The sequence below is a fragment of the Bradyrhizobium sp. Ai1a-2 genome, from assembly GCF_000426245.1.
Lineage (GTDB): Bacteria > Pseudomonadota > Alphaproteobacteria > Rhizobiales > Xanthobacteraceae > Bradyrhizobium.
Map to the genome: position 1 here is coordinate 24,078 of NZ_AUEZ01000038.1, position 19,822 is coordinate 43,899.

A 19,822-nucleotide genomic window follows, 5' to 3' on the forward strand; every position below is an offset into this window, starting at 1 on the left:
GCAGCGGCGAAGGTGTCAACGCTTGCGCTCGTCATTCCGGGGCGCGAAGCGAACCCGGAATGACGATCACACGTGGTCGTAATCGACCACGACCTTGTCGGAGCACGGCCGCGCCTGGCAGGTCAGGATGAAACCGGCCTGCAATTCCCAGGGCTCCAGCGAGTAATTCAGCTCCATCTCCGCCTTGCCCTCGACGAGCTTGGCGCGGCAGGTCGAGCACATGCCGCCCTTGCAGGCGAAGGGCAGGTCGATGCCGGCGCGCAGCGCAGCATCGAGGATGGCCTCACCGTCCGCCACCGGCACTTCGCGCCGCTTGCCGTCGATGATCAGCGAGGCCAGTGCCTTCGGCGGCGCGCCCGGCTCCACGATCTTTTTCGGCCGCGGCTTGCCGCCGAACTCGGAGACGAAGCGCTCGACGTGGATCTTGTCATCGCCGAGGCCAAGTTCACGGCAGGTCGCCTCGATCTCCTCGCTCATCCCGATCGGGCCACAGATGAAGACGTGATCGACGCTCGCCGCCGGCACCAGCGAGCGCAGCAACACCCCCACCTTCTCGCCGTCGAGCCGGCCATGCAGGATCGGGATGTCCTGCTCCTCGCCTGAGATGACGTGGAACAGCGAAAACCGCTGCATGAAGCGATCCTTCAATTCCTCCAGCTCTTCGAGGAACAGCATGCCCGATGTCGAGCGATTGCCGTAGAACAGGAAGAAGCGGCTTTGTGGCTCGCGCGCCAGCACGCCCTTGATGATCGACAGGATCGGCGTGATGCCACTTCCCGCGGCAAAGCCGACATGGACCCGCGCCTCCTCGGGCGCCGGCGCGACGCCGAAGCGGCCGGTCGGGGTCATCACGTCGAGCTCGTCGCCGGCCTTGAGGTCTTCCGCAGCCCAGTTCGAGAACGCGCCGCCGTCGACCTTCTTCACGGCAATCCGCAGTTCGCCATCGTCTGGGCCGGAACAGATCGAATAGGACCGGCGCACTTCCTCGCCGTCGAGCGTGGTGCGCAGGGTCAGGTATTGACCCGGCGCAAAGCTGTAATCGCTAGCGAGCTCCCTCGGGATCGCAAACGTCATCGATATCGCGTCCGCGGTTTCACGACGCAGGTCGTGGACGGCAAGGCGATGAAAGCGGGGTGAGAGCGACATCAACTATCTCCCACCGTCATTGCGAGGAGCGAAGCGACGAAGCAATCCACCTCTCCGCAAGTGGAAGCATGGATTGCTTCGCTTCGCTCGCAATGACGGAGTGCGACAACAAACATGGTCAATGACACTTGAAGTAATCGAATGGTTCGCGGCAGCTTCTGCAGCGCCACAGCGCCTTGCAGGAAGTCGAGCCGAATTCGGACAGGAGTTCTGTGTCTTCGGAGCCGCATTGCGGACACGCCACCTGCTGCTGGCCGAACAACGCGCGGCGCGAGCTGCCGGGCAGCGGCGGCGCGATGCCATATTCCTTCAGCTTGCGACGACCGTTCTCACTCATCCAATCGGTGGTCCAGGCCGGCGACAGCACAGTGTGGATCTTCGGGCCGCGAATGCCCTCGCGCTCCAGCGCCAGCTCGATCTCGAGCGCGATCATGTTCATGGCGGGACAGCCGGAATAGGTCGGCGTGATCGCGACCTCGACCCGCCCATCATGAACCGCGACATCGCGCAGCACGCCGAGATCGGCGATGGTCAGCACGGGAATCTCGGGGTCGACCACCTGAGCAGCCGCCTCCCAGGCGCGCCGGCGCAGATCGACGTCGCTGATGACAGCGGTCACCATGTTGCCCCCGGAAACGTTCGCTGCAGCGACTGCAATTCGCTGAGGAGATGACCGAGATGTTCGCTATGCCGGCCGCTGCGGCCGCCCTGCTGCATCCAGTTGCTCGCGGGCAAGGCAAGCGTCGCCTCGTTCACCACGGTGGTGATCGTCCTCAGCCATTGCGCATGCGGCGGCGCTGGATCGATCGCGATGCCGGCGTCGATAAGGCCGCGCTCAGAGTCGTCGACGGCGAACATCTCGCCGGTGAAGGACCAGAGGTCGTCGATCGCCGTCTGCGCGCGACGATGGCTTTCCTCGGAGCCGTCGCCGAGCCGGATGATCCATTCCGACGAATGCCGGAGATGATAAGCGCTCTCCTTCTCGGATTTCGCCGCGATCGCCGCGAGCGTCGCATCCTTCGACTGCATCATCGCGCGCCAGTAGAGATCGGCGAAGGCGGCATAGAAGAACTGCCGCACCATGGTGCGGGCGAAATCGCCGTTCGGCTGCTCGACCAGCAGGAGATTGCGGTACTGCCTGACATCGCGCAGATAGGCGAATTTGTCCTCGTCGTTGTCTTTGCTTTCGACCTTGGCGGCGTAGCTGTAAAGCTCGCGTGCCTGTCCGAGGAGATCGAGCCCCATATTGGCAAGCGCCATGTCCTCTTCCAGGGTCGGCGCGTGTCCGCACCATTCCGACAGACGGTGGCCCAGGATCAGCGCATCGTCGGCGCGCCGCAGCGTGTAGAGCACGAGAGGCGTTTCGGAGACCTGAACATTTGCAACGGCCATGGCGATCCACCTGCTTGTTCACTCGTCATTGCGAGGAGCGAAGCGACGAGGCAATCCACGTCTCGGCATGCGGCAACATGGATTGCTTCGCTTCGCTCGCAATGACAGTTACATATGTCCGACTTCCTCGGGCACGTCGTAAAACGTCGGGTGCCGGTAAATCTTCGACTCCGCCGGCTCGAACATCATGCCCTTCTCGGCCGGGTCGGAGGCGGTGATCGCGCTCGACGGCACCACCCAGATCGAGAGGCCTTCGCCGCGGCGGGTGTAGATATCGCGCGCAGCCTGCAGCGCCAGCGTTGCGTCGGCGGCATGCAGGGAGCCGACATGCTTGTGCGCGAGCCCGTTGCGGCTGCGGATGAAGACTTCCCAGAGTGGACTATTCGGCGTGGCCATCCCGGCCTCCCTATTCGGCTGCCTGTGCAAACTGCCGGCGCTTGCGCTTCTCGGCGTAAGCAGCCGCCGCCGCGCGCACCCAGGCGCCCTCGTCATGCGCCTTGCGGCGCGCGGCGAGGCGATCGCGATTGCAGGGGCCGTTGCCCGCGAGCACCTGCTTGAATTCCTCCCAGTCGATCGGGCCGGGCACCCAATACCCGGCTTCGTCCTGCTTCATTTCAGGATCGGGAATGGTGAGTCCCAGGAATTGCGCCTGCGGCACAGTCGCATCGACGAATTTCTGCCGCAGCTCGTCGTTGGAGAAGCGCTTGATCTTCCATTTCGTCGAGGTGTCGCTGTGCTGGCTCACCTTGTCGGGCGGTCCGAACATCATCAGGACCGGCCACCACCAGCGGTTCAGCGCATCCTGCGCCATCGCCTTCTGCTCGTCGGTGCCGCGGCACAGCATCAGCATGATTTCAAAGCCCTGGCGCTGATGGAAGGATTCCTCCTTGCAGACACGGATCATCGCCCGCGCATAGGGCCCGTAGGAGCAGCGGCACAGCGGAATCTGGTTCATGATCGCGGCGCCGTCGACCAGCCAGCCGATCGTGCCGATATCGGCCCAGGTCAGCGTCGGATAATTGAAGATCGAGGAATATTTGGCCTTGCCCGCCAGCATCGCGTCGACGAGCTCTTCGCGCGAGGTGCCGAGCGTCTCGGCGGCGGCATAGAGGTAGAGCCCGTGGCCGCATTCGTCCTGCACTTTTGCCAGCAGCGCGGCCTTGCGGCGCAGCGTCGGGGCGCGCGTGATCCAGTTGCCCTCAGGCAGCATGCCGACGATTTCGGAATGAGCGTGCTGGGAAATCTGGCGCGTCAGCGTCTTGCGATAGGCTGCGGGCATCCAGTCGTTCGGCTCGATGCGCTCATCGACATCGATGCGCGCCTGGAACGCGGCGGCGCGCGCGGCGTCCTCGACATTGCGGTCATCTGCGTCAGACGTATTCAGCGCCTGCGTGTACATGCCCGACCTCCCGAAATTTATTGTCTTTGATGTATATCAAAATTTGAAGTGTTGCAAGCATTTTTGTAACATATTTACACCCCCTCAAATCGCCGGGAAAGTTCCGCGCCGGGCTTCGGCAGCGGGCCGTCCTCATTGGTCGCGTGCTGGTCAAGCCATTGTTCGGACAAGGCAAGGACGCCGCGATAGATTTCGCCGCAGAGCTTTCGCGCCGCACTCCCCGGCCAGTCCGTCGGCAATAATGCGGTCGGCAGCAGCGGATCGCGCAGCACCACGCGGCGGTAGTAGTGGATCAGCAGGATGCGGGCGGTGAAAGCGTCGGCGTCGGTGAGTTCCTCGCCGCGCGCGAGCCAGGCGCGCAGCGGCTCGAACGCCCTGATGAACTTCTGATAGGCGTCCGCAGTGCGATGGAGCGGCCAGCTCTCGCTGAGCAGCCGCCGCCCGTTTTCATCTTCGGCCGAGACTTCCAAACGAATGGCGCTGGAGGCCTCATCGGGGATCGGCGCACCCGACGGCGCGACCCACACGCCTGGCAATGGAGTGCCGAAGCCGGCGTTCTTCAGCGCCTCGCGCGCGGCATCGCGGTCCTCGCCATTGCCAATCAGCAGCAATTCGAAGCGCCCGGTCCAGTCAGACGGCGGCGGATCATAGATGTGCCTGGTCGCGGTGTCGAAGGTTTGCCGCCCTCTCTCATTCAATCGGTAGAAGCTGTTGCGACCGACCTTGTTGCGCTCGAGCCAGCCATCGGCCGCGAGCCGCGACATCGCGGTGCGCACCACGCCGCCATCGATGTCGAGGAAAGCAAAGAAATCCAGCAGCGTGCCGAGCCACACCGAGCCGCCGCGCGGCACGATGGCGTCGCCGAACACGGTGATGACGATCGAGCCGGTGCGCGACGGCTCGCGCTTCAACTGGTCGATGATGCGGTCAAGCGGCTGCGGCATGCGTCCACGCATACCGCGTTTCGCGCGTGTGCGACAATGTTGCTCTGCTCCCTCGCCCCGCTCTTGCGGGGCCGAGACGAACCTCTCCCGCAAGGGCGGGGCGAGGTGAAGAACTACCGGTCTGGATCGGGATAAAGCACGCTGCGCCAGCCGCCGCGATCGAATGGCGTCCACTCCCCTTCACGCTGCGCCAGCCGATCGGCGACCGCATAGACGACAGCGGGATGGTGGCCCATGCCACAATGGCTGCTCTCGACTTCGATGCTTTCCGACATCGCCGAGGCCTGTTCGCGGCAGCCCTGCCAGGCGCAGATGCCATCGGTGCGGCTGAAGATCGCCGTGGTCGGCACCGGAGGCGCGTCGGCCAGCGATCCACCGAAGCGCGGATCCTCTTCGTCGGCGCGGCGGCCGCTCGCGATCTCGTAGACGCGCCAAGCGTTGGTCGATTTCGGCCCGGCGGCGAACGGGCTGCCGAGCGTGATCACCTGCCGCACGCGTTCCGGCATCATCTTGGCGAGCTGGCGCGCATAGAGGCCGCCAAGGCTCCAGCCGACGAGCGAGACCTTGCGGCCATGGGTGTCGTTCATCTCCTGCACGAGATCGACCATCCCCTGCTGCACGCCCGTACGCAGGCCGAGATTGCGTCCCTGGCGCCAACCGCTCACCGCATAACGCTTGCTGCTCAGGAACTCGCGGAGCGGCCGCGTCGAGAGATCGGATGCGACCAGGCCCGGCAGCACCAGCACCGGATGGCCATCGCCGCGCGGCGCGAGGCTCAACAGCGGCAGGACACCGAGTAAGGCGCCGAGTTCGTGGATAGCGCGCCCCTCCAGCAGCATCAGCGTCCTGGACGGCGGGCGAAGCGTCTCCGCGGCAAGGGACATCGTATCTCCTTCGCTCCGGCCTTCGCACTGCAGCAGCCGGCCAATGGATCAATGGGCAATTAAAGTTAGGGAAACGGTCCTCTTCTTTCAAGCGAACCAGATCACACAGATCACAACAAAAACGCCCGCGTGCCCGATCGGTCACACGAGCCGCAGCAGGTATTCGATGGTGTACAGGATCAACCCGGCAAGGCCGCCAATCAGCGAGCCGTTGAAGCGGATATATTGCAGGTCCCTGCCAACGTTGATTTCGAGCAGCGAAATCAATTGCTGCATGTCCCAGGCCTTCATCTGATCGGCGATGAAGGTCGAAACGCCGCTCTTCTGCTCGGCGACCACCGTCCGCAGAATCGCGACCAATCCCTCGTTGATCTCGGCGCGCAGCTCGGCATCGCCGGCGAGCGCCTCGCCCGCCTCCACGAACATCCTGGCCATATACTGCTGCAGCACCTGCGTCTCTCCCGAGGCGCTGCGCTCGATGAAGTCCTTCACGTTCGCCCAGATGTTGCGCGCGAGGCTTCCGAGCTCCGGCCGCGCCAACAGATCGCGCTTCAATCGGTTGATCCGATCGGCAAAGGCGTGATCGCTGCCGAGTCGTTCGACGAACGACAGCAGCATGCGGTCGAACTCGCCGCGGAACGGATGCTTCGGATCGTCACGGACCTCCTCGAAGAACTTCGTCGCGGACGCGATGATCCGGTTCACGACAAACTTGTCGGCGCGATAGAGTCGCAGCAGCGTCGGCATTTCCGCGCGGACCTTGTCGCGGATGACCGCCATGGTCTCCTTCGTCGTCAGCGTCTGGTGCAGGACGCGCAGGAGGTCGTCGAGCAGGCCCTCGTGCTTTCCCTCCTGCACGAAGCCGCGCAGCGCGCCGGCGGCAAGGGGCGCCAGATCGATCGCCAGCAGTTGCGCGGTGACGCGGCGGCTGACGAACTTCATCAACCCCGAATTCTCCGTTGCCGAGAATGCCTCTGGCAGGAGATGCAGCACAAAGCGCGCGAGATCGGTCGAGCGCTTGCGGTCGCGCAGCCAGTCGGCAATGAAGGCGGCGAAATCGATCTCGCGCAGCTTGGCGTCCACCGGCCCTGCTTCGAGAAAATTCTTCTCGATGAATTCGCCGAGCTTCTCGGCGATGCGGCCCTGATTGCTCTGGATGATTGCGGTGTGCGGGATCGGCAATCCCAGCGGCCGTTTGAACAAGGCGACGACCGCATACCAGTCGGCGAGCCCGCCGATCGTCGCCGCTTCCGCAAAAGCCGCGATGAAGCCGAACACGGGATGCACCGGCAACAGCGCTTTCGCGGCGAGGAACAGCACGAACGTCGCAGCTAACACCCCGGTCGCCAGCCACTTCACGCGCCGCAACTCCGCCGCGCGGATCGCATCGGCGGGAGTGACGAGGGTGAAGGTGGCGGGAAGGGTCATGACGCTTTCGCGCAGAGATTCATGTCGAGGCACAGTAGCCGTCATTGCGAGCGAAGCGAAGCAATCCATGTCTCAACAGGAGAAGGATGGATTGCTTCATCGATACCGCTCCTCGCGATGACGGAGAGCGCAACACCGACGATGTATGGGAACGGAAGTCAAAAAAGAAGGCCCGCAACCGGCGGGCCCTTCGGAAAACCAAAAAGTTGGCAGGCCTGATACGATCAGGCGGTCTTGCCGTAGACCTTGCCGAAATTGTCCTGCGCGGACTTCGCACCTTCGGTGACGAGCTTGCCGAGATATTCGGTCGTGGCCTTGGCCCGCGAGACGAACACTTCGCCACGCGCACGCACCAGGTCCGACTGGATCTGCACCGCCTCGTTCAGCGACTTGGCGGAAGCCAGCTTGTCGATACCGTTGAAGAACGCTTCCGCATCCTGATAGATCGCTTCCTGGATATTGCGGCTGATCTTGGCGGCCTCGGAAACCGAACCGGAAACGGCGGTTTCGATCACGGCGGTCACCTTCTCAGAGCCGGCGTGCAGGTCAGCAGCACGAACCTTGGCGGTCTCGGCCTGCTTCTTCACGAACTCACGGGCGGCTTCCGGCACTTCCAGGTTCTGCAGCTTGTTAAAAGCTTCAGTCACAGGCGCAAACGCCTGCTTGACACTATCAAACACGGAATTGGTCTCAGTGGTCATAGGGTCTCTCCATCCTCGGTTAGAGCTATGGGCTCACCCCGTCCAGATCTGGCCCAGGGCGTCATCCTTATGCCATGGTTAATGGTGCGCCGCAATATTAATTGTGCGTTGCAATATCACAAATCCGTGAACAGCTACGATAGTAGGCAGCTTGCCCGTCCGGCGGGCGGCAGGCTGGTCAAACCTGTCGCTGAACCGCGCTCGGCAAGCCGTAGGCCTCCATCTGGGCCCGAACCTGCGCCACATTGTGCCCGAGCACCACGATGTCGTGGGTCGCGCCGGCGGCATCCCGGACATGGTCGCGCAGCAGCGCCTCGGCCCTGAAACCGAGGCCCTCGAACAGGGCAATCGCGCCCCGCTGGTCCACCGTCATCTGTACCGAGAGCTTCTCAAGGCCGGCACTGAGCGCAATGGCGAAAGTCTCCTGCGACAACGCCCGCCCCACCCCCTGCCCGCGGACGTCCAGCGACACCACCATCCGGATCTCGCCGACATGGGGCGACCAGGAATGGCGGTCGCGCACCAGCGTGCCACAACCGACCACGGCGCCATCCCGCATCGCCAGCAGGCTCACGATGTCGCCGCGCCCGATCTCCTTGACCCACGCCGAGAGCACCTTCGGCTCGCTGATATTGCGCGGCAGGAACAGCAGATCATGCGTCGGCAGCTTTTGCGCGAAAGCCAGCACCGCCGCTTCATCGGCGCTCGACATCAGGCGGAATTCGATCTCGCCGGCTTCGGTCTTGACGCGCCGCGGATAGGAACGTGTTTCACTCATGTCGATCGCTGCCCCAGCCATGAATCCAGTTTCGGCCACAGCCGTTTGATCGCGTTGGCACCGGCGACCAGGCTGACGTGGCCACCTTTGAGGATCACCTCTTCCTTGTCAGTCGAGCCGACTCTCGCGATCAGGTGCCGCGCCGCCTCATAGGGCACGATGTGATCGTGCTCGGCGACCGCGTGCAGGAGCGGCACCTTGACGTTCTCGAGCTTCGCCGCGCGTCCGCCGACCGACATGGCGTCGTTGTAGAGCTTGTTGTCCCACATCAGGTCCTTGGTGATGGTCCGGAAATAGTCGCCGGCGAGCGGCAGCGTGTCGGTCGCCCAGCGATCGAACATCCGGTACGACTTGACGAACTCGTCGTTCCAGATGTTGTCCCAGAGCTGCACCTGGCTTGCGGCGCGCGAGGCCGGCCGCAGCATCTCGAACGACGACAGGATCAACTCGGGCGGCATGTTGCCGACGCTGTCGATGAGGCGGTCGACGTCGAAGTAACGACGGTCAGCGAAATTCGAGAACAGCTTCATCTCGCGGAAGTCGATCGGCGTGGTGAAGCAGATCAAATTCTTCATCGGCCCGTCATGGAAGATCGAGCCATAAAGCAGCGACAGCACGCCGCCAAAGCAATAGCCGATGACGGAGACGTCGGTCTCACCGGAATCCTGCTGCACCCGGCGGACACAGTCCGGAATGAAGTCGAGGACGTAGTCCTCCATCCTGAGGCTCTTCTCTTCCGGTTTCGGCGCGGTCCAGTCCAGCATGTAGACGTCGTAGCCGCGCTTGAGCAGGAATTCGATGAAGCTTTGTCCCGGCACCAGATCGAGAATGTAGCCGCGGTTCGTGGTCGCCATCACGATCAGCACGGGCACGCGGTAGATTTCATCCGCGACAGGCCGGTAGTGGTAGAGCTGCATGGTTCCACGGCTGGCCAGCACGTCCTTTGGCGTGGAGCCGAGCGCGGGACCCGAGGTCGAGAAATATTCGACGCCCTTGATGCTGCGCTGGATCGCCCGCTGCACCTCGGACTGGATGCGCTCCGCAAGCGACGCTGCATCATTCCCCAAAGCCGCGTTCATCGAGGGCGCGTTCATTTTTGCGCTTTCTCCGCGGGCGGACGCTTGGTGCGTGGCGGCCGCGGCTTGCCGGCTGCAGCGCTCTCCGCATTGCCCGCGTCGCGGTTGATCTGGCCCAGCAGCGCCTTGATCTCGTTGAGCTGGCCTTCGATCGATTGCAGGCGCTCGGCCATGCCGACGAGTTGCGATCGGCTCGGCAGGTTCATGCTCACGAGATATTTCTCCATGAGCTCGCCAAGCTGCTTCTGCGCACCAGTCGCGACGCCGCCGGCCTGATTCATCAGCCGACTGAATTCCGGCGTCCCCATCGCGTGGTTGGCGAAGGAATTGAATCCCTTTTCCAACTCGCCGATCATCGTCTGCCAGATGACGGCGGGATCGTTGCCCTTGTCGGCCATGGCGCCCTCTCCCAAATGGTTGCGAGCGCTTGCCACGCTTCTCTTCACTCCATACCACACCGTTGCAGGCAGCCGGTCAACCCAAGTTGACATTGAACGCATCGTCGGAAAGCTTCTGCGCTGCGGCAAACCGTGGCATAGAGTATCGATCAAGAACCCAGCCGAGGAGGCCCCGTGACCACCCTCGCCCACCGGCCGCCGCAGATGATCCGCGCCAATGGCATCGACATCTGCTACGAGATCTTTGGCGACGAAAATGCCGAACCGATGCTGCTGATCATGGGTCTCGGCGCCCAGATGGTCCTTTGGGACGATGAATTCTGCGAACAGCTCGCCGCGCGCGGCTTTCGCGTGATCCGCTTCGACAACCGCGACATCGGCCAGTCCGGCAAGCTCACAGGCGGCGGGCGGCTGACGCCGTTCGAACTCTTGAAGCTGCGTCTCTTCAAGATCCCCATCGCCGCGCCCTACAAGCTGATCGACATGGCCAAGGACACCGTCGGCCTGATGGACGCGCTCGGGCTGAAGTCGGCGCATCTGGTCGGCGCCTCCATGGGCGGCATGATCGCGCAGGAAGTTGCAATCTCCTTTCCGCAGGCGGTGCGCTCGCTCACCTCGATCATGTCGACGACAGGCGATCCGAAGGTCCCGCCGCCGAGTCGCGAGGCCATGGCGATGCTGATGGCGCCACCGCCGAAGACGAAGGGCGAATACATCGAACGCTTCGCCCAGACCTGGAAGATGCTGCGCGTCGGCTCCTTCCCGGAAGACGAGGCGCTCGATCCTTCGCGGGCGCTGCGCAACTATGAACGCGGCCTCAACCCCGCCGGCGTCGGCCGCCAGCTCCGCGCCATCCTCGCCTCCGGCAGCCGCAAGCAACGCCTCGGCGCGGTGAAAGCGCCGACACTCGTCATCCACGGCACCGTCGATCCACTGGTGCATCCGGCCGGCGGGAAGGACACCGCGGTCTCCATCCCCGGCGCCAAGCTCCTGATGGTCGACGGCATGGGCCACGCATTGCCGATCCCGATGTGGCCGGAGATCATCGATGCCATCGACCAGCACGCGCATCGGGCTGCGGTGACGGCGGCGTGACGAAACCGTAGGATGGGTAGAGCGCAGCGAAACCCATCATTGCCACCAAGCGCACAGATGCGATGGGTTTCGCTGCGCTCTACCCATCCTACAACCGCACTTAGCCGCTATCCGCCTGCCCAGACGTCGAGCACGTAGCGGTTCTTGGCGCCGAGCTCCTCGATCCAGCGCGTCGCCGCGCCGGCATCGTTCCCGTTGTGCTCGCGATGGATCGACATCAAGGTTCCCTTGACATCCGGCTCCATCTTGCCGCCGTCGCCGCAGACATAGATGATCGCGCCCTTGCCGATCAGGTCCCAGACGCGGCTCTTCTGCGCGGCAATCAGGTCCTGCACGTAGGTCTTGGAGCCGTTGAGGCGCGAGAACGCGGTGTGCAATTCGGTGACGCCATCGGCCGCGAACGCCTTCAGCTCGTCGGCATAGATGAAATCCTGATCCGGATGACGGCAGCCGAAGAACAGCATCGCCGGTCCGAGATTGGCGCCCCGCGACTTCCGATGCGCGCGCTCCTGCAGGAAGCCGCGGAACGGCGCCAAGCCTGTGCCGGGGCCGATCATGATCAGCGGCACCGACGCATCATCCGGCAGGCGGAAGCCGGCCTTGGTCTCGCGCACGGTGGCATGGATGGTGTCGCCGACCCGGCGGCCTGAAAGATAATTCGAGCAGACGCCCTTGTAGACGCCGCGGCCGGAGCTTGCCGGCGCCTCCACCACGCCGACGGTGACGCTGCAACGCGCCGGATCACCTGAGGGCGAGGGCGAGGACGAGATCGAATAATAACGCGGCGCCAGCAGCGACAGCATTTCCAGATAGATGTGGAACGGCAACTCGCAGGCCGGATGTTCCTCCAGGAGATCGAACACCGATCTGCACTTGTCCATCACCTCGCTGCGATAACGTTCGCCGGATGCGTCGTCATCGCCGGCATAGGCGAGCAGCTTCGGCTTCGTGATCGGGCAGCGCGTATGCTCGGCCATGACCTGGATCTGCTTGCGGGTCGCGACCTGCTGCAGCTCCACGAATTCGGTGAGCAATCGCCCGACCGAGATGGCATCGCCAACCGGCAACTGCGCGCGGCGGCCTTCCGCCACCTGCAGCCTGATCTGGTCCGCCGGCAGGAAACCGAAGCGGCGCGCGACCTGATCCACCAATGTCGGATCGTTGCGCGGCACCACGCTCAAGTGATCGCCGACGCGGTAGGTGATGCCGGGCGGCAGCTGCACCTCGATATGCCGCGTCGAGCGCTCGGACGGATTGGCGCCGGACTTGTTCTGCAGTTCGGCATTTTCCAGCACCTTCATCGCGACCGCGCCGCCCTGCGCGACGATGGTGTTGACCGAGGTCGGCGCCACCGGCTCGACCGCATAGAGCGGCTCGTCCTCCGGCGTGCGAGTAAAATTCCAGTCGATCCCGAATTCCTTGGTCGCGACCTGCGCGGCGGCCGGAAACCATTTCTGGAACTGGCCGTCGAGATCGGCCCTGGCATCGCCCTCGCCGCGCGGATAGACGGCGCGGGCGCCGTGCGCGGTGAGCTGTTCATCGATGAAGCGCGGCACCGACTGGTACGTCGCCGCCCAATCGCTGTTGCCGCAGCCGAACACCGCGTAGCGCACGCCGGCGAAGGCATCCTTCGCAAGATCGCTGCCGAGCCATCTCACGAACTCGGTCGCGTTGTCCGGCGGCGCGCCATTGTAGGAGGCGCAGATGATCAGGACGCCACCTTCCTTCGGCAGCTTCCCGACATACTCGTCGAGCGGACCGAGCCTGGTATTGAAGCCATTGACCTCGGCGAGATCGGCCATCCGCGTCGCCAGTTCCTCGGCCGAGCCGAGGTTGGAGCCGTAGAGCACCAGCATCGGCGTATTGTGCCCAAGGCGCGGTTTCGGCCGCGGTGTCCTTGGCGCGGCCGAAACCGCTGCAGCCGCTCCCGCAAAAGCGCCCCGCTCCCTGTCCTCGCGCGGCCGCACCTTGATCTTGAAGCCCTCGGGCTTGATGGTCAGCGTTTCCTTCAGGTGCATCTGGTAGCGATGCACGTCGATCAGTTTGAAGCGCTGCAGGATCATCCCGAGCGCGAGCGCCGCCTCATGCATCGCAAAGCCGCGGCCGATGCAGGCGCGCTGGCCGTTGCCGAACGGCTTCCAGGCATTGATGGGACGCTTGGCTTCGGCCTCGCGGCTGAAATTCTCGGGATCGAACACATCAGGGTTCGGCCCCCAGACGCTGGGGTCACGATGCAGCGCCATCACCAGCACGGTGATGAACGTGTTCTTCTTCAGCTTGTACTTGCCGCCGATGGTCTCGTCCTGCAGCGGCGCGATGCCATAGGCCGGCGCCGGCGGCCACAGTCGCAGCGACTCTTTCAGAACTTGCGTGATGTAGGTGAGCTGCGTGACCTGCTGGTAGGTCGGCTTGGCGTCGATATCGGGGCCGAGCACGCGGTCGACCTCCTCATACGCCTTCTTCAGCACCTCGGGATGTTTCAACAACGCATAGATCGTGCTCGACAACAGGCCGCTCGTGGTCTCATGGCCCGCGATCAGGAATGTGTTGATCTGGTAGCGGATGTTGACATCGTCGAGCTGCTCGCCGGTGACGCGGTCGACGCCGGTCATCATCGCGGCCAGCATGTCCTTCTGGCCCTCGCCGACATCAGCCTGGCTCCGCCTGCGCTCGGCGATGATCTCGTCGACCATCTTGTTCATGAAGGCGACGTCTTCGGTGAGCGTCTTGCGCCGCTGATGCATCCACAGGCGTTCCAGCGGCAAGCCGCGGGTCATCATGATGGTCTCGAGCGAGCGCACCAACGACTCCACGAATGGGTGATAGTCGCGGCGATAGAACGAATTGAAGCGGTAGTCGAAACCACAGAGCCCGATGGTGTCGAGCGTCAACGCCGTCATGTCGTGGACGACCTCGATCTCCTCGTCGGCATTGAGCCGCTCCCATTTCTTCACTAGCTGCTCGGCAATATCGACCATGCTCGGGTGGTAGGACTGCATGGCGCGGTTGCCGAACGGCTGCAGCAGGATGTTGTGCGCCTTGTTCCAGTTCGGCTCCTTGGTGTCGGCGGTGAACAGGCCGTCGCCGCCGACCGCGCGCACCCGCCGCAGCGAGCCGCGCACCGCCTTGTCGAAGCGCTTTTCGTCGGACAGTTCGTCGACGAGGTCATGGCCGGAGACGATCACGAGCGGGGCGCCCATCATGTCGAGCCAGTAGATCGGCCCGAGCTCCTTGGCGAGCCGCACCAGATGCTGTACCGGCGCGGTCGAATCCAGCGACAGCATGTTGCCGACCACGGGCATGGTCGGCGGATGCGGGATCGGAGCCAGTCGGTTGCCGGACGCCATGTGGGGAATGTCTCCTGATCTCGTCTCGATCTCAGCCGTCATTGCGAGCGAAGCGAAGCAATCCATCGCGCCGCAAAAAGAAAGAATGGATTGCTTCGTCGCTCCGCTCCTCGCAATGACGAGGCGTTAGCTTTCGTACCTATCCAAACCGCCTTCTACGCCATTCGATCAGCTTGGCGCTGACTTCTTCCGGCTTCTCCTGCTGCGTCCAATGGCCGCTGCCCCTGACCAGGTATTTCTCGAGGTCCGGGATCAGCTTCTCCATGCCGTCGGCCGAAGACGGCGGCAGCACCGCATCGTTCTCGGCCATGATCATCAGCGACGGCACCCGCACGGTGTGATCGAGCCCTTCGGAGCGTTGCCAGTTGCGCGACATGTTGCGGTACCAGTTGATGCCGCCGGTGAAGCCGGTCTTGGTGAAGGCATCGACGAACACCTGCTTCTCCTCCGGCGACAGGATCGGCGTGCGCGGATCGCGCTTGGCATCGTAGTTCGCGATCATCTGCGGGAATGCCAGGTTGAGCCGCGGCGATGCGCCGACGCCGGCGACTACCTCTTCCGCGGGAGCATCAGGTCCTCGCGCCGGCTTGCGCATGAAGGCATCGAAGGTCTGCTCTACCCGGCTGCCAAAAATCTTGTCCGGCTCGCGCGCGGGGTCCTGGAACTGGACGATATACATGTGCTCGCCGAACCGCTTGCGCAAAAGTTCGATCGGATCGGCCCAGGCGCGATTGGTATGCGGGGTATTGATGCCGACCACGCCGGCGACGCGGTCGGGATGCCGAAGCGGCATCTGCCAGACGACGAAGCCGCCCCAGTCGTGACCGACGAAAACGGCCTTCTCGATCTGGAGATGATCGAGCAGGCCGACGAGATCAGCGGTCAGTTGCTCGATATCATAGGCCTCGACCGGCTCCGGCCGGTCGGTTACGCCATAGCCGCGCTGGTCCGGCGCGATCACGCGGATGCCGGCTTCGCCCAGCGCCTTGATCTGGTGACGCCAGGAGAAGGCGAGCTCCGGCCAGCCGTGGCAGAGCACCATCGGCGGCTTGTCGGTCTTGGGCCCTGCTTCGTAGAAGCCCATACGGATGCCGTTGGTCTGGACGAATTGCAGCGCTGGCATTTCCATCATCGAGACAATCCTTATTCAGCAGCACTCTTGGTCTCGGCTGGCGGCGGCACGAACGCCGCTTCCAGCGCATCGAATTCGGCCGGCAGCATGTCGCACAGAACCTGCACATGCGGAATGATGTTGGCGCCGGCGACGAAACCGAAATCGAGCTGGTCGCGATAGCTCTGCACGGTGATGTTGAGCGCGATTCCGTGGGTCGAGATCGACACCGGGAAGATATGCAGCAGTTCCGCGCCCGCGGCGTAGAGCGTCTGTCTTGGCCCCGGCACATTGGAGACGGTGATGTTCGCCGCCGGCGGCAGCACGTTCGACAGGTCCGAGCGGCTGTAGAGCAGCGCCAGGACCTGCACCAGGATCGGCGCACCCAGCATCGAGACGTTGGAGACCTGCGGCATGAACGCCCGCAACGGATGCGACATCTCCTTCGCCTTGGTGGATTGCGCGATGATCGCCTCCAGCCGCGCCTTGGGATCCTCGATGTTGGTCGCAATCGAGCAGATCATGCCGAACACCTGGTTGTTCGACTCGGTGTTGCCCTCCTCGCGCAGCGAGATCGGCACCGCCGCGGTCAGCGATTTGTTCGGCAGCGCGCCCTGGCTGATCAAATGGCGACGCACCACGCCGGAGGCGAGCGCCAGCACCACGTCATTGAGCTTGCCACCGGCCGCTTTTGCCACCGCCTTGGCCCGCGACAGCGAGACCGAAGTGCCGGCAAAGCTGCGCTCCGATGAGATCGCCTTGTTCAGGATGGTCGGCGGCGACACCATGCTGGCGAGGCTTTCGCGCGATTTCGGATCGGAGACCTTGGTCACGACTTCCGACACGCTCTTCAGCATCGCCGGCACGGCGCTTGCGAACTTGATCGCGTTCTCGATCTGGAACATGGCGTTGTCGAACAGGATCGAGCCGAGATCGCTCTTGCCCGAGCGCGGCAGCTCGATCGTCCTTGGCGCCGCCGCGGCATCGAACGGCTGGCTCCAGAGCTGCTGATAGGAATCGATCAGGTTGGCCGCGATATCGCGCGGCTCCCGCGCGACCTTCCGCGCGGTCGGTGGATCGACCTTCCTCGGGATCGGCGAGATGTCGTAGATCATGCTGGTGAGCGCGGCGCCCGCGCCGCCGTCGATGCAGGCATGATGCATCTTGGAATAGAGGCCGATCTCGTTGTTCTGCATGCCCTCGAAGACGTAGAACTCCCACAGCGGCCGGGCGCGATTGAGCAGCTTGGCATGGATCCAGCCGACGAGGCGCTCCAGCGTGGCGCGGTCATGCGGCGCCGGCAGGCTGCCGCGGAAGATGTGGCGGTCGATGTCGAACTGATCGTCCTCCACCCAGGACGGGTGGTCGATGTCGAGCGGCGCCTTCTCCAGGCGCGATTTCAGGATCGGCGCGATGTGCAGTCGCGAGGCGATCATCGCCTTGAAGTCTTCGAAGAAGTCGCCCTTGTAGTCGTCGGGCAGGCGGAAGATCGCCATGCTCCCGACATGCATCGGCATTTCGGGCGTTTCCAGATAGAGAAACGACGCGTCCAGCGACGACAGTTTCTTGGCGTCGGCCATGGCTCCCTCCCGGTGATTGTCGTGCGGCGCCTTGATGGCGCTCTCATTCGGACGGCCGCTTGCGGCGGCGGCGATCAGGATTGTGCCTGTTCCGGGGGTGGATAGGCAATGGCAAAGGGGCCGAACCGGTCAAAATGCCTGAACTCGCCCTCTGCCAACGCCAGCCGGTCGGCGACCGCCCAGAGCGCCGCGGGATTGACGCCGAGCCCGATATGGCTTGCGAGCAGCACCTCGATATTTTCGGCCGTTGTCGACGGGCGCAGCACGCTGGTGCGCCAGTTCACGATGCCGTCAGTGCGCGAGTAGATCGAGGTCGTCGGCACCGGCATGTCACCGGCGATCGCCTCCCGTATCTCGGGAATGTCGTCGACGCTCTCGCCCGTCAACGCCTCGTAGAGCCGCGTCGCGTTGGTGGCACGGATATCGCCCGCAAACGGGCTGCCGAGCGTGATGACCGAGCGCACCATATCCGGCGCGTTCAGCGCCAGATCGCGCGCATAGACGCCGCCAAGGCTCCAGCCGACGATGCTGACCTTGCGTCCGGTAGAGTCGGTGATCCGCTGCAACAGATCGCGCATCGACTGGCGCGTCCGGCTGAGGCCGCGGACATTGCGGCCCAGGCTCCAGGCATAGGTGTCATGGCCGAGCGCCTTCAGGTACCGCCGCATAGGCGCCATCGACAGGTCGCTCGCCAGGAACCCCGGCAGCGTCAGCACCGGATGGCCGTCACCTCTCGGCGCGCGCATCAAGAGCGGCAGCAGCAGGAGGCTCGAATTGAACTCGAACACACCCCTGCCCTCGATCAGCATGAGGCAGATGTTCGGTGGACGCAGCTGGCGTTCGCTTAACTCGGGACTGCCATCCACGGCCGTCATCTATTTCCTGTCCTTCTTCGGGGGGCTGCCGAGGCCGGCCATCGCCACAAACATGTCCTGGAAACGCTCGGCCAGTTTGGGATCGAGCCAGGTCTGCATCAGCGCCTCAGGCGAGACCTTCTCGATGTTCTGTGTCATCTGCTGCTGCAGCTTTTCCATAACCGCCATCTGCATCGGCGCGACATCCGGAAGGCCGAAGAACTGCCTGGCTTCGAGCGGCGTGCAATCTATTTCGACGTTGACCTTCATGACCGCTCCTCAATGCAGTTGACGCAAGAACATGACCCGGAAATCGATTCTTCGAAAGGATCGTGCCGTGGTGCAGTATCGCCGCGAGAGGGCTCATCACGCAAGCGGGACGATGACCGCTGGCGGCCGGTGTCGCCCCGCCAGGCTCAACCAAAGCGCTCTACGGCAAACGGCTTCGCATCCGCAAACGGCGTCTCGCCGGACATCATCTCCGCAAGCAGCCGGCCGCTTACGGGCCCGAGCGTCAGCCCGTGGTGCTGATGGCCGAAATCGAACCAAAGCCCGGGGTGGCGCGGCGCCTTGCCGATCACCGGCAGCATGTCGGGCAGGCAGGGCCGCGCGCCCTTCCAGGGCTCAGCCTCCACGGGGTCGCCCAGCGGGAACAGGTTGCGCGCCCGCGACACCGCCCGCTCGACCTGGACCGGAGAGGCCGGCGCATCGCGATGGGCGAACTCAACGCCGGTGGTCAGACGGATGCCTCGGTTCATCGGCGCCAGACAATAGCCGAGATCGGAATCGAGCACGGGATGGTTGAGCATGGCGTTGCCGCCCGGCTTCAGGTGCAAGTGATAGCCGCGCTTGACCTGCAGCGGGATCGAATAGCCGAGCGGGCCGAACACCTGGTCGGACCACGGGCCCATCGCGACCACGACCTCGCGGGCGGTCACAGTCCCTTCGCTGATTGCCACGCGCCATCGTCCGCCGGACTGTTCGAGCGTGCGGGCGTCGCCGACAAAGAAGCGGCCGCCCCTGCGGCCGAACAGCGCGGCATAGGCCTTCGCCAGCCCGCCGGGATCGGCGACCGAGCCCGGCGTCGGCGAATATACCGCGCCGGCGAAGTCGCCCGACAGGTTCGGCTCGCGCGCGGCAATGCCCTGGGCATCGAGGACTTGGTTTGAGACGCCATATTGCTTCGCACGCTCGGTATCGCGCACGGCCTTGGCGAAGGTCGCCTTGCTGCGATAGAGTTTGAGCCAGCCGGTCTTGCGCAGCAATTCCGGGACGCCGGCTTCTGCAATTAACGCTTCGTGCTCGATCAGGCTCTGCCGGATCAGCGGCATCTCGGCGAGCGCGCTGTGCAATGCCCTCTCCGGCGAGGAGGCGAAATAATAGCGCGCGAGCCATGGCAGGAAGATCGGCAGATCGGCGACGCGGTAGCGCACCTGCGGCGCGCGGTTCAACGCATAGCGGAGGAGTTCGCTGAAATCCCGCGGGAACATGTAAGGAAAAACCGAGGCACATTCGATGATACCGGTGTTGCCGTAACTCGTCTCCTCACCAGCGGCATCGTGCCGGTCGACAAGGACGACGTCGCGGCCTCGTTTTTGCAGATGCAAGGCGGCACCGACACCAACCATGCCTGCCCCCAGGACAACGACGTCGGCCCTCAGTTCCGCCATCAGTACTCCGAAAGTTTGA

The 19,822-nt window shown here is 63.9% G+C and carries 19 protein-coding genes; 1 reads left to right on the plus strand and 18 read right to left on the minus strand.

The window, feature by feature from the left end:
* Positions 1–66: 66 nt before the first annotated feature.
* From paaE to K288_RS0123280, 12 genes are all read right to left on the minus strand, one after another.
* On the minus strand, positions 67–1,146 hold the full coding sequence (gene paaE, locus K288_RS0123225) for a 1,2-phenylacetyl-CoA epoxidase subunit PaaE (protein ID WP_027581717.1): 1,080 nt from the start codon (positions 1,144–1,146) through the stop codon (positions 67–69).
* Between the two features lie 118 nt (positions 1,147–1,264).
* Complete coding sequence (paaD, locus tag K288_RS0123230) at positions 1,265–1,768, minus strand: 1,2-phenylacetyl-CoA epoxidase subunit PaaD (RefSeq protein WP_027581718.1); 504 nt, start codon at positions 1,766–1,768, stop codon at positions 1,265–1,267.
* The gene (gene paaC / locus K288_RS0123235) at positions 1,762–2,538 is read right to left on the minus strand and encodes a 1,2-phenylacetyl-CoA epoxidase subunit PaaC (RefSeq protein WP_027581719.1); all 777 of its coding nucleotides are present in this window, start codon (positions 2,536–2,538) and stop codon (positions 1,762–1,764) included. The genes paaD and paaC overlap by 7 nt, the downstream gene beginning before the upstream one ends.
* Before the next feature lie 108 nt (positions 2,539–2,646).
* Positions 2,647–2,934 (minus strand): 1,2-phenylacetyl-CoA epoxidase subunit PaaB, encoded by a 288-nt coding sequence (paaB, locus tag K288_RS0123240; RefSeq protein ID WP_027581720.1) that lies wholly within the window; start codon positions 2,932–2,934, stop codon positions 2,647–2,649.
* A gap of 10 nt (positions 2,935–2,944) precedes the next feature.
* Complete coding sequence (gene paaA, locus K288_RS0123245; RefSeq protein WP_027581721.1) at positions 2,945–3,937, minus strand: 1,2-phenylacetyl-CoA epoxidase subunit PaaA; 993 nt, start codon at positions 3,935–3,937, stop codon at positions 2,945–2,947.
* A 74-nt stretch (positions 3,938–4,011) separates the two neighbouring features.
* Entirely contained in the window at positions 4,012–4,881 is an 870-nt protein-coding gene (gene paaX, locus K288_RS0123250) for a phenylacetic acid degradation operon negative regulatory protein PaaX (protein ID WP_027581722.1), read from the minus strand.
* 113 nt (positions 4,882–4,994) lie between these two features.
* Positions 4,995–5,765, minus strand: coding sequence for an alpha/beta hydrolase (locus tag K288_RS0123255; protein WP_027581723.1), 771 nt, complete (start codon positions 5,763–5,765; stop codon positions 4,995–4,997).
* Positions 5,766–5,906: 141 nt separating this feature from the next.
* Positions 5,907–7,193, minus strand: a complete 1,287-nt coding sequence (locus K288_RS0123260; RefSeq protein WP_027581724.1) for a DUF445 domain-containing protein — start codon at positions 7,191–7,193, stop codon at positions 5,907–5,909.
* Positions 7,194–7,417: 224 nt separating this feature from the next.
* The gene (locus K288_RS0123265; RefSeq protein ID WP_027581725.1) at positions 7,418–7,894 is read right to left on the minus strand and encodes a phasin; all 477 of its coding nucleotides are present in this window, start codon (positions 7,892–7,894) and stop codon (positions 7,418–7,420) included.
* Between the two features lie 178 nt (positions 7,895–8,072).
* Positions 8,073–8,672, minus strand: a complete 600-nt coding sequence (locus tag K288_RS0123270; protein ID WP_027581726.1) for a GNAT family N-acetyltransferase — start codon at positions 8,670–8,672, stop codon at positions 8,073–8,075.
* Positions 8,669–9,766 carry an alpha/beta fold hydrolase gene (locus K288_RS0123275; protein WP_201449713.1) on the minus strand — a complete coding sequence of 366 codons (1,098 nt, stop codon included), beginning with the start codon at positions 9,764–9,766 and terminating at the stop codon, positions 8,669–8,671. The genes K288_RS0123270 and K288_RS0123275 overlap by 4 nt, the downstream gene beginning before the upstream one ends.
* Positions 9,763–10,146, minus strand: a complete 384-nt coding sequence (locus K288_RS0123280; protein WP_027581728.1) for a hypothetical protein — start codon at positions 10,144–10,146, stop codon at positions 9,763–9,765. Before K288_RS0123280 ends, K288_RS0123275 begins: the two co-directional genes overlap by 4 nt.
* A 174-nt stretch (positions 10,147–10,320) precedes the next feature.
* On the opposite strand from K288_RS0123280, the gene K288_RS0123285 reads away from it, so the two are divergent.
* Positions 10,321–11,241 (plus strand): alpha/beta hydrolase, encoded by a 921-nt coding sequence (locus K288_RS0123285; protein ID WP_027581729.1) that lies wholly within the window; start codon positions 10,321–10,323, stop codon positions 11,239–11,241.
* 107 nt (positions 11,242–11,348) lie between these two features.
* Here K288_RS0123285 and K288_RS0123290 read toward each other — a convergent pair whose 3' ends face one another.
* The 6 genes from K288_RS0123290 to K288_RS0123320 form a co-directional block, all read right to left on the minus strand.
* Positions 11,349–14,588, minus strand: coding sequence for a cytochrome P450 (locus tag K288_RS0123290; RefSeq protein WP_027581730.1), 3,240 nt, complete (start codon positions 14,586–14,588; stop codon positions 11,349–11,351).
* A gap of 139 nt (positions 14,589–14,727) precedes the next feature.
* Complete coding sequence (locus tag K288_RS0123300; protein ID WP_027581731.1) at positions 14,728–15,720, minus strand: alpha/beta hydrolase; 993 nt, start codon at positions 15,718–15,720, stop codon at positions 14,728–14,730.
* An 11-nt stretch (positions 15,721–15,731) separates the two neighbouring features.
* Positions 15,732–17,279 carry a wax ester/triacylglycerol synthase family O-acyltransferase gene (locus K288_RS0123305; protein ID WP_027581732.1) on the minus strand — a complete coding sequence of 516 codons (1,548 nt, stop codon included), beginning with the start codon at positions 17,277–17,279 and terminating at the stop codon, positions 15,732–15,734.
* A 74-nt stretch (positions 17,280–17,353) separates the two neighbouring features.
* The gene (locus tag K288_RS0123310) at positions 17,354–18,154 is read right to left on the minus strand and encodes an alpha/beta hydrolase (protein WP_027581733.1); all 801 of its coding nucleotides are present in this window, start codon (positions 18,152–18,154) and stop codon (positions 17,354–17,356) included.
* A complete protein-coding gene (locus tag K288_RS0123315) occupies positions 18,155–18,403 on the minus strand; it encodes a DUF6489 family protein (RefSeq protein WP_027581734.1) in 249 nt (82 codons plus the stop codon).
* A gap of 146 nt (positions 18,404–18,549) precedes the next feature.
* Complete coding sequence (locus K288_RS0123320; protein WP_027581735.1) at positions 18,550–19,803, minus strand: FAD-dependent oxidoreductase; 1,254 nt, start codon at positions 19,801–19,803, stop codon at positions 18,550–18,552.
* Positions 19,804–19,822 lie beyond the last annotated feature (19 nt).

Bases quoted from the DNA above. Each gene is read 5' to 3' on its own strand.
- K288_RS0123255 (WP_027581723.1), bottom strand. From the start codon at position 5,765: ATGTCCCTTGCCGCGGAGACGCTTCGCCCGCCGTCCAGGACGCTGATG.
- paaC (WP_027581719.1), bottom strand. From the start codon at position 2,538: ATGGCCGTTGCAAATGTTCAGGTCTCCGAAACGCCTCTCGTGCTCTAC.
- K288_RS0123265 (WP_027581725.1), bottom strand. From the start codon at position 7,894: ATGACCACTGAGACCAATTCCGTGTTTGATAGTGTCAAGCAGGCGTTT.
- paaE (WP_027581717.1), bottom strand. From the start codon at position 1,146: ATGTCGCTCTCACCCCGCTTTCATCGCCTTGCCGTCCACGACCTGCGT.
- paaD (WP_027581718.1), bottom strand. From the start codon at position 1,768: ATGGTGACCGCTGTCATCAGCGACGTCGATCTGCGCCGGCGCGCCTGG.
- K288_RS0123315 (WP_027581734.1), bottom strand. From the start codon at position 18,403: ATGAAGGTCAACGTCGAAATAGATTGCACGCCGCTCGAAGCCAGGCAG.
- K288_RS0123305 (WP_027581732.1), bottom strand. From the start codon at position 17,279: ATGGCCGACGCCAAGAAACTGTCGTCGCTGGACGCGTCGTTTCTCTAT.
- paaB (WP_027581720.1), bottom strand. From the start codon at position 2,934: ATGGCCACGCCGAATAGTCCACTCTGGGAAGTCTTCATCCGCAGCCGC.
- K288_RS0123300 (WP_027581731.1), bottom strand. From the start codon at position 15,720: ATGATGGAAATGCCAGCGCTGCAATTCGTCCAGACCAACGGCATCCGT.
- paaA (WP_027581721.1), bottom strand. From the start codon at position 3,937: ATGTACACGCAGGCGCTGAATACGTCTGACGCAGATGACCGCAATGTC.
- paaX (WP_027581722.1), bottom strand. From the start codon at position 4,881: ATGCCGCAGCCGCTTGACCGCATCATCGACCAGTTGAAGCGCGAGCCG.
- K288_RS0123290 (WP_027581730.1), bottom strand. From the start codon at position 14,588: ATGGCGTCCGGCAACCGACTGGCTCCGATCCCGCATCCGCCGACCATG.
- K288_RS0123260 (WP_027581724.1), bottom strand. From the start codon at position 7,193: ATGACCCTTCCCGCCACCTTCACCCTCGTCACTCCCGCCGATGCGATC.
- K288_RS0123310 (WP_027581733.1), bottom strand. From the start codon at position 18,154: ATGACGGCCGTGGATGGCAGTCCCGAGTTAAGCGAACGCCAGCTGCGT.
- K288_RS0123270 (WP_027581726.1), bottom strand. From the start codon at position 8,672: ATGAGTGAAACACGTTCCTATCCGCGGCGCGTCAAGACCGAAGCCGGC.
- K288_RS0123320 (WP_027581735.1), bottom strand. From the start codon at position 19,803: ATGGCGGAACTGAGGGCCGACGTCGTTGTCCTGGGGGCAGGCATGGTT.
- K288_RS0123280 (WP_027581728.1), bottom strand. From the start codon at position 10,146: ATGGCCGACAAGGGCAACGATCCCGCCGTCATCTGGCAGACGATGATC.
- K288_RS0123275 (WP_201449713.1), bottom strand. From the start codon at position 9,766: ATGAACGCGCCCTCGATGAACGCGGCTTTGGGGAATGATGCAGCGTCG.